Source organism: Mycolicibacter acidiphilus (assembly GCF_018455725.1).
Classification (GTDB): Bacteria; Actinomycetota; Actinomycetes; order Mycobacteriales; family Mycobacteriaceae; genus Mycobacterium; species Mycobacterium acidiphilum.
This window is the reverse complement of record NZ_JAHCLR010000020.1, coordinates 36,913-51,870: the sequence shown is the minus strand read 5'-3', so window position 1 is coordinate 51,870 and position 14,958 is coordinate 36,913. Positions and strand designations below refer to the sequence as shown.

Below are 14,958 nucleotides of genomic sequence, written 5' to 3'. Positions count from 1 at the left end.
ACTGGCCGCCGCCGGTCTAGGCTTGGCAGCATGACCGCTGTCGACCGTGCCGTTTCCCGCCGTGAGATCACCGATGCCCTGCTCAAAGCCATGGAGCGCCGCCATGAGGTGCTCGACGTAATCGTCGATTCCGATGATCGCGCGTCCGCGGTGAAGGCGATCGCCGAACTGCTCGGCACCTCGCACCTGGGCTGCGAGGCCGTGATCGGCATGTCGTTGGATCAGCTCACCAAGGATTCCCGTGACCGGATCCGTGCCGAGCTGGAGGATCTGAACAACGAGCTGACGTTCACGCTCGGGGAACGGCCGGCCAGCGTCGGCGAGACACTGGCGCTGCGCCCGTTCACCGGATCCGACGACCGGGACATCTTCGCGCTGCGGACCGAGGACGTCGGCGCCAGCGGCGACGGCTCCGGCTCGCCGGCCCGCGGCCTCGACGACGAGATCCGGGCTGTGCTGGGCCGCATCGACGACGAGGACGCCGCACTGTTCGTCGCGATCGACGGCGGGCAGAAGATCGGGCTGGTGTTCGGTGACCTCAACCACGGCGAGGTGAACGTCCGCATCTGGATCGAACCGCAGCAGCGCAAGAAGGGCTACGGCACCGCCGCGCTGCGCCGGGCCCGCTCGGAGCTGGCGGCCTGTTTCCCCGGTGTGCCGCTGGTGGTTCGGGCACCGGGCGCGCACGCCGGGTAGACCGTCAGCCCGCCGCGGGCGAGCGCGGCACGATGCTCGGCCGCCGAAGCTTCGCGGCGGTGCTGTTGACGCCACGACCGGCCATGGTGCCGAGCATCGACTCCCCGAACATGCCGGGTGGCAGAGCGCCGGAACTCAGCGACGCGGTTGTGGCCCGGGCCGGCGGTACGGCTGCGGCTGTATCGCCGGTCATGGCCGGAACGGTCGCCGCCCAGGCCTGCGGCACCGACAGGGATCCGGCGATCGTGGCACGCCCTATCAGTGCCACCGCCGGTGGCCGTTCCAGCGCCGGTCGTGCAACCGGTGTGGTGCCGAGCCCCAGGAAGGGGCCGACACCCTGGTGCTCGTCGCGCTCGGCGTTGACCGCGATGGCATGGTTTGTCGTCCCGATGGACGCGCCCCCGAATGACGAACTACTGACCGACGCGGCCCCGCTGAGAGAGCTCACCGTGTCGTTGAATACGTCGACCGCGGTGAACGACGCGAGTGGGGCAGCGCTCTGCGCGGCCGCTGCCCCAACCGGGTTGGTGGTGGCCGGCGGCGTGGTGAACGGGGTCAGCGCCGAGGCCGCCGCCGATGCCGCCGCATAACCGTTCATCACGGCGGTGTCTTGTGCCCACATCGCGTCGTACTGCGCCTCGGCGGCGGCGATTGCCGGGCTGTTCTGTCCGAAGAAATTGGTCGTCACCAGCATCAGCCAGTGGATGCGGTTCGCGGTGATCATCGCCGGCGGCACGATCGTGGTATGCGCAGTCTGGTAGGCGCTGGCCGCGGCCTGCGCCTGGATGGCGCTCTGCTCGGCTTGTGCGGCGGTGCTGTGCAGCCATGTCACATAGGGCATGGCGGCCTGCGCCATCATCGTCGACGACGGCCCGCGCCAGCCGTCGGTGGTCAGTCGGGCGACGACGGACAGGTAGGCCGACGCCAGCGAGTTCACCTCCTCGCTGAGCTTCCGCCAGGCGGAGGCCGCGGCCAGCAGCGGACCGCTGCCGGGGCCGCTGTACATCCGTGTGGAATTGATCTCCGGTGAGAGAGTCCCGAAATCCATGAGTGACAACCCTTCTCAAACTTGTGTTGGTCGGATGGCCGCTATCCGGCGGCAGGGGAGCGGACGATGATGGGCTTGCTCTTCTGCCGTGGCCGGTCGGGTCCGTCGCGGGACAGCGTGCCCAGCACCGATTGGCTGAACACACTGCCGGAACTCGGGGGGAGACTGGCCGAAGTGTCGGCGGCGAGTGCGGAAGTGGTCGTCGGCGTCCCCGGCGCGACCGTCGCCCATCGTGTCGGCGCCGACAATTTCCCGACCAGCGCCGCCCGCCCCATTGCAGCGGACGCTGTGCGTGATGCTGTTGCGACCTGTGGCGGCGGACCGGCCGGCATCGGGAGAGCGACGAGGACGCCCTCCTCAGCGGCGGCCCCGCCGGACGCGAGTCTCTCGTTGACGATGAGGATGCCGCGCCCGGAGACCGCACTCGACATCGTCGACATCACCGTGTTGATGACCTTCGTGGCGGAGAACGCCGTGGTGAACAGGACTGATGCCGACAGTGGATTCGTCACCGCAGCCTGGCCGGGCCTAGCCGCCGCGTTGGTGGTCGGCCGGGGTTCGGTGAACGGGGTGAGTTTGCTCGCCGTGGCCGAGGATGCGGAGTAGGTGTACATCGCGAGGGCGTCCTGCGCCCACATCTGCGCGTAGTGCGCTTCGGTGGCCGCGATCGCCGGGGTGTTCTGCCCGAAGAAATTCGTCGCGACCAGGGCTGTCAGCAGGCTGCGATTGGCGGCGATCACCGGCGGTGGCACGGTCATCGTGAACGCCAACTCATGGGCTGCGGCGGCCGCCCTCGCCTGCATCGCGGTCTGCTCGGCGACGATCGCGGTGCTGTGCAGCCAGGTGACATGGGGCGCCGCGGATCGGGCCATCGACACCGACGCCGGACCGTGCCAGTCGTAACCGACGAGGTCGGCGATCACGGAGCCGAATCGTGTTGCGGCGATGGTGAGTTCGGTGGCGAGTGCGCCCCACGCCTCGGCGGCCGCCAGCAGCGGCGCCGCCCCCGGACCGAGATACATCCGGGCAGAGTTGACTTCCGGCGGCAAGGAGCCGAAGTCTGGGAATGGTGACATCTGAGCGCACACCGCCTCTACCGTGAATTCCCCACTGGTAGAAGCCATCAGCCGAGGCGGCGGTTAAGGTGAGCTTCATCACCTGCTGCAGACGGTACCCCGCAGCGAGGTGATCCGCCACAGGTTTTCTCGGTCTCTGTCAGCGCACCCCGCTCGGCGCTGTGGATGGACTCGGGACTGGGGATAACCGACCGGTGAAGCCGTGATCCGGGGCTGATCGGGCAAACCGTTGTCGCCCGTCGTCGCGACACTGGCGCCATGACAACATTGACACCGGCCGAACTGGGCGCATTCGGGGAACAGGTCGCCGTGGATCACCTGATCGCACAGGGCTTTCGGATCCTGGCCCGCAACTGGCGCTGCCGGTACGGGGAACTGGATGCGGTGGCCGTCGACCCGACCGGATCCACCGTGGTCTTCGTCGAGGTGAAGACCCGCAGTGGTGACGGATTCGGCGGCCTGGCGTACGCGGTGACCGAGCGCAAACTGCGACGGCTGCGCCGGCTGGCCGGATTGTGGCTGGCTGGCAGTGCGACCCATGCGCCGCATGTCCGTATCGACGTGATCGGGGTGCGGGTCGGCCGGCGACGGACCCCGGAGATCACTCACCTGGCGGGGGTCGGCTGATGACGCTGGGTAGGGCATTCTCGGTCGCGGTGCGCGGCCTGACCGGTGAGATCGTGGAGATCGAAGCCGACATCAGCGGCGGCCTGCCGGGTGTGCACCTGGTCGGGCTGCCGGACGCGGCGCTGCAGGAGTCACGAGATCGGGTGCGAGCGGCGATCACCAACAGTGACCAGGACTGGCCCCAAACCCGCCTGACGCTGGCGCTTTCACCGGCCACGCTGCCGAAGATGGGTTCGGTCTACGACCTGGCGCTGGCCGTCAGCGTGCTGTCGGCGCACCGCAAGCAGAGCTGGGCGCGGCTGGAGAAGGTCGTGCTGCTCGGTGAGTTGGCACTCGACGGGCGGGTGCGGCCGGTGCGCGGGGTGCTGCCCGCGGTGCTGGCGGCCAAAGACGACGGCTGGCCGGCCGTCGTCGTCCCGATGGACAATCTGGCCGAGGCGAGTCTGGTCGCCGGCGTCGAGGTCCTCGGTGTCGAGACCCTGCGCCAGCTGCTGAGTTGGTTGGGCGGTGGCACTCGACTAGCGGAGCGGGTGAGTGTTGTGCCCCCGGCAGCGGAACCGCCCGCGGAACTGGCGGAGGTGGTAGGGCAGGCCCAGGCGCGTTTCGCGGTCGAAGTCGCCGCAGCCGGCGCACATCACCTGATGCTCACCGGGCCACCGGGAGTCGGCAAAACCATGCTGGCACAGCGGATCCCGGGTCTGCTACCCCCGCTGACCGAGGATGAGTCGCTGGAGGTGACCGCGATCCACTCGGTGGCCGGGCTGCTGTCGGAGGACACCCCGCTGATCACCCGGCCGCCGTTCATCGCCCCGCACCACACCTCCAGCGTGGCGGCCCTGGTCGGCGGTGGTTCCGGTCTGGCCAGACCGGGCGCGGTCAGTCGGGCACACTGCGGGGTGCTGTTCCTCGACGAGTGTGCCGAGATCGGGGTCAGTGCGCTGGAGGCACTGCGGACACCGTTGGAAGACGGCGAGATCCGGTTGGCCCGCCGCGACGGGGTGGCGTGCTATCCGGCGCGGTTCCAGTTGGTGCTGGCGGCGAATCCCTGTCCGTGCGCACCGGCCGATGAGCGGGACTGTGTCTGCAAACCGATGGTCAAACGCCGCTACCTGGGTCGGCTGTCAGGGCCGCTGCTGGACCGGGTGGACCTGCGGGTTCAGATGCACCCGGTGCGGGCCGAGGCGTTCGCAGGCTCTGGTGGTGAGTCGACGGAGGATGTGCGCAGCCGGGTCGCGGCCGCGCGGGCGGCCGCTGTGGACCGGTGGCGGGGCTACGGTGCCCGCACCAACGCCGAGATCAGCGGGCCGCTGCTGCGCCGCCGGTTCCGTCCGGACGCTGCGACCATGGCGCCGCTGCGCACCGCATTGGACCGCGGTCTGCTCTCGATCCGCGGCGTCGACCGCACTCTGCGGGTTGCGTGGACCTTGAGCGACCTAGCCGGCCACACCTCCCCGGGGCCGGATGAGGTTGCGGTTGCGCTGAGTTTCCGGCAGTCGGGTGCCGACGTATGAGCCCGCAATGGTCAACGGCGGAGCTTCATGCGTGGGCCTACCTGTCCCGGGTCGCCGAGCCGCCGTGCCCGGAATTGGCTGCGCTGGTGCGTAGGGTCGGCCCAGTGGAGGCGACCGACCGGGTCCGCCGCGGTCAGGTGGACGACCGGTTGGGCAAGCGCACCGAGGGGCGACGCGAGATCGACCGGGCCGCAGCAGATCTGGAACTGCTCGACCGATGCGGTGGTCGGCTGGTGACCGTCGATGACGACGAGTGGCCGCTGCTGGCATTCGCCGGATTCGACGGTGTGGGGGTGCCGGTGAAACCGGACTGCCACCCGCCGATGGTGCTGTGGGTGCGCGGACCGGCCCGGCTCGACGACACCACCGGGCGGTCGGCGGCCATCGTCGGCACCAGAGCGGCGACCGCCTACGGCGAGCATGTGGCTGCCGACCTGGCCGCCGGTCTGACCGAGCGGGACGCAGCGGTGATCTCCGGGGGCGCCTACGGCATCGACGGTGCGGCGCACCGGGCGTCCCTGGCCTGTGACGGACTGACGGTGGCGGTGCTCGCCGGGGGCATTGACGTCCCTTATCCGGCAGGCCATTCGGCGCTGCTGCACCGAATCGGCGGCAACGGGCTGCTGATCACCGAGTACCCACCGGAAACCCGGCCCGCACGGTCCCGGTTCCTGACCCGCAACCGACTGGTCGCGGCGCTCGCCGGGGCGACAGTGGTCGTGGAGGCGGGGTTGCGCAGTGGTGCGGCGAACACGGCCTCCTGGGCGCGACTGCTGGGCCGGCCGGTCGGTGCGGTGCCGGGACCGGTGACCAGTGCGGCGTCGGCGGGCTGTCACGCACTGCTGCGCGCCGGTGGCGAGTTGGTCACCCGGGCCGACGAGATCATCGAACTCGTCGGTCGGATGGGTGAACTCGCCGATGAACCTGCACACCCCGAAACCCCGCTGGACGGTCTCGACGCGCTCGAACGCCAGGTGTACGAGGCGCTGCCCGGCCGTGGGATGACGACGGTCGATGAGATCGCGGTTGCGGCCGGACTGGCACCGGCGCGGGTGCTGGGGCCGCTGGCGATGCTGGAAGTAGCCGGTCTGGTGCAGCGCTGTGACGGGCGCTGGCGACTCGCCCGCCGCAGCAAGCGGATCGCGCGATGACACCGGCGACATTCCCGTAATGTCTCGCAGTCCGAGATATCCGGGCGTAGGCTCGGCCAAAGCGATGAGGCTCGCTGCACGTGCCATGTTGGCTGATGGCTTCTACCCGTTCGATGACGCACGCGGTTAGAGGACTGGGAGTGGCGCAATGACCATCACCTGGAACCCCGAGGACACCGCCGCATGGGAGGCGGGGAACAACGCCGTCGCGCGTCGCAATCTGATCTGGTCGACGGTGACCACCCACATCGCCTACTCCGTCTGGTCCCTGTGGTCGGTGATGGTGCTGTTCATGCCGGAGGCGGTCTACGGCATCACCACCGGTGACAAACTGCTGCTGACGGCCACCGCGACCCTGATCGGCGGGGCGGTGCGCATCCCCTACGTGGCGGCGACGACACGATTCGGTGCCCGCAACTGGACGGTGATCTCCTCGCTGGTGCTGGTGATCCCCACCGTCGCCACCATCGTGCTGCTGGCCGACCCGGGCCGGCCGCTGTGGATGTACCTGGTGTGCGCGGGGCTGACCGGGCTGGGCGGCGGCAACTATGCGGCATCGCTCGCCGACGTTGAACGCTTCTACCCGCAGCGGCTGAAGGGTCTGGCGCTGGGAGTGGCCGGGGGAATCGGCAACCTCGGGGTGGCAGTGATCCAACTGGTGGGGTTGCTGGTGCTGGCCATCGCCGGTTTTGGTCAACCGTACTGGGTGTGCGCGATCTACCTGGTGCTGCTCGCCGTGGGCGGCGTCGGCGCCGCGCTGCGCATGGACAACCTGGATCGTGGGACGGCCCGGGCGGGTGCGGTCCGGGCGATTCTCGGGCTGCCGGACACCTGGACGATCACGCTGCTGTATTGCGCGACATTCGGTTCGTTCATCGGGTTCGCGTTCGTGTTCGTCCAGGTGCTGCACGTCACCTTCGTCGAGGGCGGGCAGAGCCCCGCGCAGGCCGCCTTGCATGCCGCCGCGATCGCATTCGTCGGGCCACTGCTGGCCGCCGTGTCCCGCGTTTATGGCGGACGGTTGTCCGACCGGTATGGCGGCGGGCGCATCACACTGGCGGTGTTCACCGCGATGATCCTGGCGACCGGGTTGCTGATCGCCGCCAGCGCCTACGACGACCGTACGGTCGGCTGCCTGTCGGCGGTCAACATCGCCGGCTACATCGCCGCATTCCTCGCACTGTTCGTCCTCGCCGGCATGGGCAACGGTTCGGTGACGAAGATGATCCCCTCGATCTTCGACGCCCGCAGTCGCTCACTCGATGGCAGTGCCGAGGACCGCCGGGCCTGGGCGAGTTCCCGGTCCGGCGCACTGATCGGTCTGGCCACCTCGATCGGCGCCCTCGGCGGGGTGGCGATCAACCTGACCCTGCGGCAGGCCTACGCCGTCAGCGGCACCGAGACACCCGCGTTCTGGATCTTCCTGGCGGGCTACGTCGGGGCGGCGCTGCTGACCTATCTGAGTTACGTCCGCCCGAGTGGCGCCGGACCCGGTCGGTAACACCGGAATTTGGAGGGAGTGATGAGCGTGGCTGGTGAATCGTCTTCGGGCCGCAGCGCCGCGTCGTCGCTGGAAGCGCTGCTCGATCAAGGCCCGCGCCAAGGGATCCTGGACCGCCGCGTCGAGGTCGGCCACTGGGCCGGGTCGATACCGGAGGAGATGGCCCAGGTCCCGTCGGTGCGGATCGGTCGCCGCTGGGTCTCCTCGCTGTGGTTGATCCCGATCACCGTGGCCGGTCTGCTGGTCGCGGTGGCGCTCGCACAGCAGTTGCGCCGGTACGGCTGGATGCAGGATTTCATCGCCGCCTACCCGGGAACCCCGGGCACCCCGTCGGCCTTCACCCCGGCGATCCGCACCGGGTTCCCCGCCTGGCTGCGCTGGCAGCATCTGTTCAACATCGTGTTCATGATGTTTCTGATGCGGGCCGGGTTGCAGATTCTGGCCGACCACCCGCGGCTGTATCTCAACCAGGGCTGCCGGCCGGGCAGCGCGTGGCTCCGGATGCGTCCGCCGGTGCCGGCGGACCGCATGGATCAGAACCGGCCCGCGGAGGTGTGGACAGCCAAGGATGATTCGGTGGGCCTGCCGAAATGGCTTGGCATTCCCGGGGTTCGGCACACCGTTGGCCTGGCGCGGTGGTGGCATTTCGGCTTCGATGTGCTGTGGCTGCTCAACGGGGCGGTGTTCTACGTGCTGCTGTTCGTCACGGGGGAGTGGCGGCGGATCGTCCCGCAGTCGTGGGAGGTGCTGCCCAATGCGCTGTCGACCGCCGTGCAGTACCTGTCACTGGACTTCCCCGCAAACGAGGGCTTCACCAACTACAACGGGCTACAGGTGATCGCCTACTTCACCACGGTGTTCATCGCCGCACCGCTGGCGTTCGCCACCGGGCTGCTGCAGGCGCCGTCGATCGCGGCGAGGTTCGGCCTGGATCACGGCCCGTTCAACGAACAGGTCGCCCGCACTGTGCATTTCGCGGTCCTGGTCTGGATGGTGGTGTTCATCGCGATGCACACCGTCATGGTGTTCACCACCGGCCTGGTCGACAACCTCAACCACATCGTGCTGGGAACCGACACCCAATCGTATTGGGCGGTAGTCGTTTACGTGATCGCGATGGTCGTCATCGCCGCGCTGTGGCTGGCCGCCTCACCCGTCACGCTGCGGTACCCGGCGGTGGTCCGCCGAGTCGGGGTGGCGACGATCGGCTGGATCAAGGGACTGATGGAGCGGCCGCATCCGAGCGCGACCTACGCCGAGGCGGACATCTCGCCGTACCTGTGGCCCAACGGGACCCTGCCCGACTCGGAGCGCTACCGGGCGCTGCAGGCCGGTGGCTGGGCGGACTACGCGCTGCGCATCGAAGGCCTGGTGGAGAACCCGGTCAGCCTGACCTACGCGCAACTGCTCGCACTGCCCAAACACGAACAGATCACCGGGCACCATTGCATCCAGGGCTGGACCGGGATCGCCAAGTGGGGTGGGGTGCGGATGTCGGACATCTGCGAGATCGTGCGACCACTGCCGTCGGCGCAGTGGGTGGTGTTCTATTCGTTCGCCGAGGGATCCGGGCCGTCGACGGAGGGCCGGTTCTACGACTGCCACAAGATCGCCCACATGAGTGAGCCGACGACGATCCTGGCCTACGAGATGAACGGCGCCCCGCTCACCGAAGCGCACGGTGCACCGCTGCGACTGCGCAACGAACACGAACTCGGGTTCAAGATGGTCAAGTGGGTCGAGGCCATCGAGTTCGTCGAGAGCTTCGCCCACCTGGGTCTCGGGATGGGTGGCTACAACGAGGACCACGAGTACTACGGCTACCGGATGCCGATCTGACCCGATGACCGGTCGGCGGCGGCTCGTATAGTCGAACAGTCAGCCGATGGGCAGGAGGCAGTGTGGCGGGTCGACCAGTGCATTCGTTCGAAGTCATCCGCACCGAGCGCCGCTCCGCACACCTGATTCGGGTGGTGTTGGGCGGCAACGGGTTCGATACGTTCACCCCGAGCGACTACACCGACTCCTACGTCAAGGTGATCTTCATTCCGCGCGGCGTCGACGTGGCCGGATTGCCCCAGCCACTGACCCAGGACAGTTTCGCGGTACTCCCGGACGAACAGCGGCCGGTGATCCGGACCATGACCGTGCGGCATGCCGACCCGGTCGCCCGCGAGATCAGCCTCGGTGTGTCGGTGCACGGTGACCACGGTGTCATCGGCCCGTGGGCGTCGAACGCCCAACCCGGCCAGCCGGTCTACCTGATGGGGCCGGGCGGGGCCTACGCACCCGATCCGGCGGCCGACTGGCACCTGTTGGCCGGCGACGAAAGCGCGCTGCCGGCTATCGCCGCCGCGCTGGAGGCGTTGCCGGCGGATGCGGTCGGCAAGGCGTTCATCGAGATCGCCGGCCCCGAGTACGAGATCGCCCTGCACGCTCCGCCCGGGGTGCAGGTGAGTTGGATCTACCGCGGCGGACGCGCCGACCTGGTCGGCGCCGACCGCGCCGGTGACAACGCACCGCTGATCGAAGCCGTCACCGGCGCTTCCTGGCTGCCCGGTCAGGTGCAGGTGTTCATCCACGGTGAAGCCCAGGCCGTCATGCACAACCTGCGGCCATACATCCGCAAGCAGCGCGGCGTCGACCCGAAATGGGCGTCGATCTCCGGCTACTGGCGGCGGGGACGCACCGAGGAGAGCTTCAAGCAGTGGAAGCGCGAACTCGCTGCGGCCGAAGCAGTGACGGCGGGCTGACGGGCATGGCATTCGGCGACTACCAGTTCGAGATCTACCTGCAGGGTCTGGCCGGTGTGCTGCCGACGCTGCCGATGACGTATTCGGAACTGGAGGCCAAGGCGGCCGCGGCGATGTCGCCGTCGGTCTGGTCTTACGTCGCCGGGGGCGCCGGTGATGAGCGCACCCAGCGACTCAACGTCGAGGCGTTCGAGCGTTGGGGGCTGATGCCGCGGATGTTCGTCGGTGCCACCGAACGCGACCTGTCCGTGGAGATGTTCGGGATGACACTGCCGTCGCCGGTGTTCCTGGCCCCGATCGGGGTCGCCGGCATCTGCGCGCAGGACGGCCACGGCGACCTCGCCGCGGCGCGGGCCGCGGCGCGCACCGGGGTGCCGATGATGGTCTCCACCCTGACCGCCGACCCGCTGGAGGACGTCGCTGCCGAATTCGGTGACACACCAGGGTTTTTCCAGCTGTACACACCCAAGGATCGGGACCTGGCCGCCAGCCTGGTGACCCGTGCCGAGACGGCCGGCTACCGGGCCATCGTCGTCACCCTGGACACCTGGGTGCCCGGCTGGCGACCGCGAGACCTGGCCACGGCGAACTTCCCGCAGTTGCGCGGGCACTGCCTCGCCAACTACACCAGTGACCCGGTTTTCCGAGCCGGCCTGGCGCAGCCGCCGGAGGACAACCCGCAGGCCGCGACGCTGGCCTGGGTGCAGACTTTCGGTCACTCGCTGACCTGGGACGACCTGCCCTGGCTGCGGTCGCTGACGCGGCTTCCGCTGATCGTCAAAGGCATCTGCCACCCCGACGACGCCCGCCGCGCCCTCGACGTCGGCGTGGACGGCGTCTACTGCTCCACGCACGGCGGCCGCCAGGCCAACGGCGGCCTGTCCGCTCTCGACTGCCTGCCCGGCGTGGTCGAGGCCGCCGCCGGCGCGCCGGTGCTGTTCGACTCGGGCATCCGCACCGGCGCCGACATCGTCAAGGCACTGGCGCTAGGCGCAACCGCGGTCGGCATCGGCCGGCCCTACGCCTACGGGCTGGCGCTGGGCGGCGCCGACGGAGTGGTGCACGTGCTGCGCTCGCTGCTGGCCGAAGCCGACCTGATCATGGCCGTCGACGGCTACCGGTCACGCGCCGATCTCATCCCGGACACACTGCGGCGCGTCACCTGAACCCGCGGCGGGCGTCTGCCACGGTGAAACCGTGGAGGCGATCCTCGCGCAGTTCGACGACTACCTGGCCCTGGAGTGCGGCCGGTCCGCGCACACCCGGCGGGCCTACCTCGGCGACCTCCGCTCGCTGTCGGCGTTCCTCGCCGAGCGCGGGCAACACGGCCAGTACGGCTTGGAGGGCCTGAACCTGTCACTGCTGCGCAGTTGGCTGGCCACCCAGGCCGGTGCCGGTGCGGCCCGCAGCACGCTGGCCCGACGCACGTCGACGGTGAAGACGTTCACCGCCTGGGCTGCGCGACGCGGGCTGCTCACCTCGGACCCGGGTACCCGGCTGCGGCTCCCCAAACCGCAGCGGATCCTGCCGGCGGTGCTGCGCCGAGACCAGGCGCTCGAAGCTATGAACGCCGCGGAATCCGGTGCCCAGCAAGGCGATCCGCTGGCGCTGCGAGACCGGCTGATCGTCGAGATGCTGTATGCGACCGGGATCCGGGTCAGTGAGCTGTGCGGGCTCGACATCGACGACGTGGACACCTCACGTCAGGTGCTGCGCGTGCTCGGCAAGGGCGACAAGCAGCGGACCGTGCCGTTCGGCGGGCCCGCGGTGACGGCGCTGCGCTCCTGGCTGACCGGTGGACGGCCGGAACTCGCCACCGTCGAATCCGGACCGGCGCTGCTGCTGGGCGCCCGCGGGCGCCGGATCGACCCCCGGCAGGCGCGCACGGTCGTGCACCAGACGCTGACCGCGGTGCCCGGCGCGCCGGATATCGGCCCGCACGGGCTGCGGCACAGCGCCGCCACCCACCTGCTCGAAGGCGGGGCGGACCTGCGGATCGTGCAGGAACTGCTGGGGCACTCCAGCCTGGCCACCACCCAGCTGTACACCCACGTCAGTGTCGCCCGGCTGCGTGCGGTGCATGACCAGGCACACCCGCGGGCTTAGCTCAGCAACTCACCAATTGCCGCGAGATCGATGGCGAGCGGGAATGGTGCATCGGTGGCATAGGTGTGGACGACTCCGCCGTCGTCGACGTACCCCGAGGCTCCGGTCCGATGGCAGGCCCGCAGGCTGACCGCGCCGGCCGGCTCCAGATCAACGATCCAGTAGTAAGGGATTCCCGCGTCGGCGTACTCCGCGCGCTTGATCATGTAGTCGGTGCGGCGGGAGCCGGGTGAGACGATCTCGATGACCAGTATCGTCTCCGCTGCAAACAGCAGCCCGCCTTCGGTATCCACCCGAATCACAGCAGACCGCTCGACCACCACCAGATCTGGACGGCGTGACGTCCCAGGGCGATCCGCCCGATCCAGCTGCAAGTCGATGTCGATGTCTTGGATCACCACGAAGCGTGCCGGAAGCTGAGTTTTGAGCTGGTCACGCAGCACACCGGAGGCGATCATGTGACGGGGTGACGGCGACGGCGACATGACGAGGTTGCCCTCCTGTAGCTCCCAGCGGCACTGATCGTCCTCGCCGAGTGCGGCATACTCGGCCACGGTCAACAACCGGCCGGGCGGTTCTACCAGGGCCGTCATCGCCAACTCGCTGTTCGGCGCATGGTGCCAGTCTCGCACGGCAACGCCGAACGCGTCTTCGTCAGAACGCTTCCTGTGTGGCGATGATCAGGGCGATGGTGGGAACGACCGATGCGATAAGCCAGAAGTACCCGATGATCAGGCCCGCCGGTGCCATCCCGCCGCCTTGCTCACCGGTCCGGCGGATCTGGGAGCGAGCGACATGCCCGAAGACGACCCCGAGTAGCGGCATGAGAAATGAACAGATCAGCGACGTGATCGCCATCGAGTTGGTGCCGGAGCCGGGTGCGGCCATACCCACCGCACGGTCCGCGGTGACCGGTCGACCGCCCTGGGGGCACCCGACAACGGGATAGGCGGCCGGCCTTCGGTGATATAGCCGCTCGCCATGACTGGAGTCGGCGCCGGGTTCGAGAGGAGCCCACTCCGCCGTGCGCTCGTGCTGCCTGCCTATCTGCGGGGCCCTTGATATCCCGGAGGAACCTGCTGAGTAGGCGCCGGCAGCCTGCTGGGCGGATATCCAGCCGGGTTGAGTGGCTGGCTGAAGCCCGGATATCCGATGCCGGGGTTGATCGGGGGACCGAAGGCCAGATAACCGGCTTGCGCCCAAGGCGCCACGGCACGGTTGTGATTCTTGCGAACGTACACGCAAATGATTGCTGACACCATGACCACGACTGTCAGGACTGGAACAGCGCACCAGCGGCGAAGCAGGTACAAAAGTGCGACCAAGCCGTTGTCATCGTAGTACCAGGAATCGTCGAAGGTACTGTCGAGAGCCGCGAAACAGACAAGGCCGACGAATGGTGCCAGGGTCGCAATTAGGGTGTACGGAGTTGGTGGCACGAAGGTCTGCTGGCTCCAAGATCGAGCTCCCAGTACCTCGCGCGTGATCATGCCGACGGAGCCGGCAATCACCAGGATGGAAACGATCAGCAACACCTCATTGCCCCTATAGCGGACGTGTGGATGCAGCGGATCGAAATGGTCCAGATTCGCCCAAATTGCAGCGATCGGGACAGGCAGTGTAGCGGTCAGAATGAACGGCCAGGCAGGCTTGATCTTCGGCTGTGACGCAGCCGGCCATCTGCCAGGTTGTTGGGGATAATTGTGGTATCCAGCCATGTAGGGACCGGTCATTGGCACCTCCGAGTTGTACGGCGAGCCTAAAATTTCCGTGGGTTCGCCCGATATCCTCCGAACGACTGACACCCGATTCCGATAGTCCCGGAGGCGGGATTCTCACCCGCCCAGCGGCTTGAGCCGGATCGGCGTGGCGGCCAGCAGCCCCAGTGGATCGACGTAGTCGGCACGGGAGGACGGACCCCACATCGCACCCCAGTGCAGGCAGGAGTCGCACCCTGGATGCCCGGCGGTCAGCCGGCCGATCAGCGCGCCGGCACCGACCCGCTGCCCGACCCGGACCACCGCCTCGACCGGTTCGTAGCTGGTGTGCAGGCCGCCGGGATGCGCCAGTGACACCACCGGGCGTCCGGCCAGCAGGCCCGCGAACACCACCGACCCGTCGGCCGCGGCGTAGACCGGTTGCCCCGGCGTCCCGGCCAGATCTACGCCCCGATGCCCGCGCTGCCAGTTCGGGGTCGGGGCGTCAAACACCCGCAGCACGGCTGGACGCGGCCGCAACGGCCAATCCAGCCGGTCGGTGCCGGCATGGGCGGATACGGGCCAGAACAAGCTCGCGACCAGAATCAACACCGCCGCACGCATCCATCGAGTTCAGCGTCGGATGGGGAATCCGGCCAGTCACCGCTGTGGACAAAGCACCTGGTTCATGGGGCGGTCCCAGCTTCGCCTCTCCTTCGTCGAGGCTCGCTAAACCACCCGCCTGCACGGTGTAAACTGCTACCCGCAGTCTGCGTATGCGGGCTGACTTCG

Annotated in this window: 15 protein-coding genes and 2 riboswitches; of the genes, 9 read left to right on the top strand and 6 right to left on the bottom strand. The window is 68.6% G+C overall.

Annotated elements, in window-relative coordinates; translation table 11 throughout:
- The first annotated feature begins 30 nt into the window (after positions 1-30).
- Positions 31-696 (top strand): GNAT family N-acetyltransferase, encoded by a 666-nt coding sequence (locus tag KIH27_RS11430; protein ID WP_214093070.1) that lies wholly within the window; start codon positions 31-33, stop codon positions 694-696.
- Between the two features lie 4 nt (positions 697-700).
- Here the strand turns inward: KIH27_RS11430 and KIH27_RS11425 are convergent, their stop codons facing one another.
- On the bottom strand, positions 701-1,744 hold the full coding sequence (locus tag KIH27_RS11425) for a PPE family protein (RefSeq protein WP_214093069.1): 1,044 nt from the start codon (positions 1,742-1,744) through the stop codon (positions 701-703).
- 41 nt (positions 1,745-1,785) lie between these two features.
- Positions 1,786-2,820, bottom strand: a complete 1,035-nt coding sequence (locus KIH27_RS22995) for a PPE family protein (protein WP_214093068.1) — start codon at positions 2,818-2,820, stop codon at positions 1,786-1,788.
- 31 nt (positions 2,821-2,851) lie between these two features.
- Positions 2,852-2,912: riboswitch (Fluoride riboswitch) on the bottom strand.
- Positions 2,913-3,078: 166 nt separating this feature from the next.
- Between KIH27_RS22995 and KIH27_RS11415 the strand changes: the two genes are divergently transcribed.
- The 8 genes from KIH27_RS11415 to KIH27_RS11380 all read left to right on the top strand — a co-directional run bounded on the left by KIH27_RS11415 (position 3,079) and on the right by KIH27_RS11380 (position 12,469).
- Entirely contained in the window at positions 3,079-3,447 is a 369-nt protein-coding gene (locus KIH27_RS11415; RefSeq protein WP_214093067.1) for a YraN family protein, read from the top strand.
- On the top strand, positions 3,447-4,958 hold the full coding sequence (locus KIH27_RS11410; RefSeq protein WP_214093066.1) for a YifB family Mg chelatase-like AAA ATPase: 1,512 nt from the start codon (positions 3,447-3,449) through the stop codon (positions 4,956-4,958). The genes KIH27_RS11415 and KIH27_RS11410 overlap by 1 nt, the downstream gene beginning before the upstream one ends.
- A complete protein-coding gene (gene dprA / locus KIH27_RS11405; protein ID WP_214093065.1) occupies positions 4,955-6,109 on the top strand; it encodes a DNA-processing protein DprA in 1,155 nt (384 codons plus the stop codon). The genes KIH27_RS11410 and dprA overlap by 4 nt, the downstream gene beginning before the upstream one ends.
- Positions 6,110-6,160: 51 nt before the next feature.
- Positions 6,161-6,221: riboswitch (Fluoride riboswitch) on the top strand.
- Positions 6,222-6,257: 36 nt separating this feature from the next.
- The gene (locus KIH27_RS11400; RefSeq protein WP_214093064.1) at positions 6,258-7,610 is read left to right on the top strand and encodes an MFS transporter; all 1,353 of its coding nucleotides are present in this window, start codon (positions 6,258-6,260) and stop codon (positions 7,608-7,610) included.
- 27 nt (positions 7,611-7,637) lie between these two features.
- Positions 7,638-9,449 (top strand): molybdopterin-dependent oxidoreductase, encoded by a 1,812-nt coding sequence (locus KIH27_RS11395; protein WP_307856848.1) that lies wholly within the window; start codon positions 7,638-7,640, stop codon positions 9,447-9,449.
- Between the two features lie 62 nt (positions 9,450-9,511).
- On the top strand, positions 9,512-10,363 hold the full coding sequence (locus KIH27_RS11390) for a siderophore-interacting protein (protein ID WP_214093062.1): 852 nt from the start codon (positions 9,512-9,514) through the stop codon (positions 10,361-10,363).
- 5 nt (positions 10,364-10,368) lie between these two features.
- A complete protein-coding gene (locus tag KIH27_RS11385; protein ID WP_214093061.1) occupies positions 10,369-11,529 on the top strand; it encodes a lactate 2-monooxygenase in 1,161 nt (386 codons plus the stop codon).
- 31 nt (positions 11,530-11,560) lie between these two features.
- Positions 11,561-12,469, top strand: coding sequence for a tyrosine recombinase XerC (locus KIH27_RS11380; RefSeq protein ID WP_214093060.1), 909 nt, complete (start codon positions 11,561-11,563; stop codon positions 12,467-12,469).
- Here KIH27_RS11380 and KIH27_RS11375 read toward each other — a convergent pair.
- The 4 genes from KIH27_RS11375 to KIH27_RS11360 form a co-directional block, all read right to left on the bottom strand.
- Positions 12,466-13,062 carry a Uma2 family endonuclease gene (locus tag KIH27_RS11375; protein ID WP_214093059.1) on the bottom strand — a complete coding sequence of 199 codons (597 nt, stop codon included), beginning with the start codon at positions 13,060-13,062 and terminating at the stop codon, positions 12,466-12,468. The genes KIH27_RS11380 and KIH27_RS11375 overlap by 4 nt on opposite strands.
- A gap of 61 nt (positions 13,063-13,123) precedes the next feature.
- Positions 13,124-13,357, bottom strand: a complete 234-nt coding sequence (locus tag KIH27_RS11370) for a DUF4190 domain-containing protein (RefSeq protein WP_214093058.1) — start codon at positions 13,355-13,357, stop codon at positions 13,124-13,126.
- A 155-nt stretch (positions 13,358-13,512) separates the two neighbouring features.
- Positions 13,513-14,202, bottom strand: a complete 690-nt coding sequence (locus KIH27_RS11365; protein ID WP_214093057.1) for a hypothetical protein — start codon at positions 14,200-14,202, stop codon at positions 13,513-13,515.
- Between the two features lie 102 nt (positions 14,203-14,304).
- Positions 14,305-14,790, bottom strand: coding sequence for a M23 family metallopeptidase (locus KIH27_RS11360; RefSeq protein WP_214093056.1), 486 nt, complete (start codon positions 14,788-14,790; stop codon positions 14,305-14,307).
- Positions 14,791-14,958 lie beyond the last annotated feature (168 nt).

Excerpts from the sequence above, each read along its gene's own strand:
- KIH27_RS11365 (WP_214093057.1), bottom strand. The coding sequence starts at position 14,202 with ATGACCGGTCCCTACATGGCTGGATACCACAATTATCCCCAACAACCT.
- KIH27_RS11360 (WP_214093056.1), bottom strand. The coding sequence starts at position 14,790 with ATGCGTGCGGCGGTGTTGATTCTGGTCGCGAGCTTGTTCTGGCCCGTA.
- KIH27_RS11400 (WP_214093064.1), top strand. The coding sequence starts at position 6,258 with ATGACCATCACCTGGAACCCCGAGGACACCGCCGCATGGGAGGCGGGG.
- KIH27_RS22995 (WP_214093068.1), bottom strand. The coding sequence starts at position 2,820 with ATGTCACCATTCCCAGACTTCGGCTCCTTGCCGCCGGAAGTCAACTCT.
- KIH27_RS11385 (WP_214093061.1), top strand. The coding sequence starts at position 10,369 with ATGGCATTCGGCGACTACCAGTTCGAGATCTACCTGCAGGGTCTGGCC.
- KIH27_RS11410 (WP_214093066.1), top strand. The coding sequence starts at position 3,447 with ATGACGCTGGGTAGGGCATTCTCGGTCGCGGTGCGCGGCCTGACCGGT.
- KIH27_RS11375 (WP_214093059.1), bottom strand. The coding sequence starts at position 13,062 with ATGACGGCCCTGGTAGAACCGCCCGGCCGGTTGTTGACCGTGGCCGAG.
- dprA (WP_214093065.1), top strand. The coding sequence starts at position 4,955 with ATGAGCCCGCAATGGTCAACGGCGGAGCTTCATGCGTGGGCCTACCTG.
- KIH27_RS11370 (WP_214093058.1), bottom strand. The coding sequence starts at position 13,357 with ATGGCCGCACCCGGCTCCGGCACCAACTCGATGGCGATCACGTCGCTG.
- KIH27_RS11415 (WP_214093067.1), top strand. The coding sequence starts at position 3,079 with ATGACAACATTGACACCGGCCGAACTGGGCGCATTCGGGGAACAGGTC.
- KIH27_RS11430 (WP_214093070.1), top strand. The coding sequence starts at position 31 with ATGACCGCTGTCGACCGTGCCGTTTCCCGCCGTGAGATCACCGATGCC.
- KIH27_RS11425 (WP_214093069.1), bottom strand. The coding sequence starts at position 1,744 with ATGGATTTCGGGACTCTCTCACCGGAGATCAATTCCACACGGATGTAC.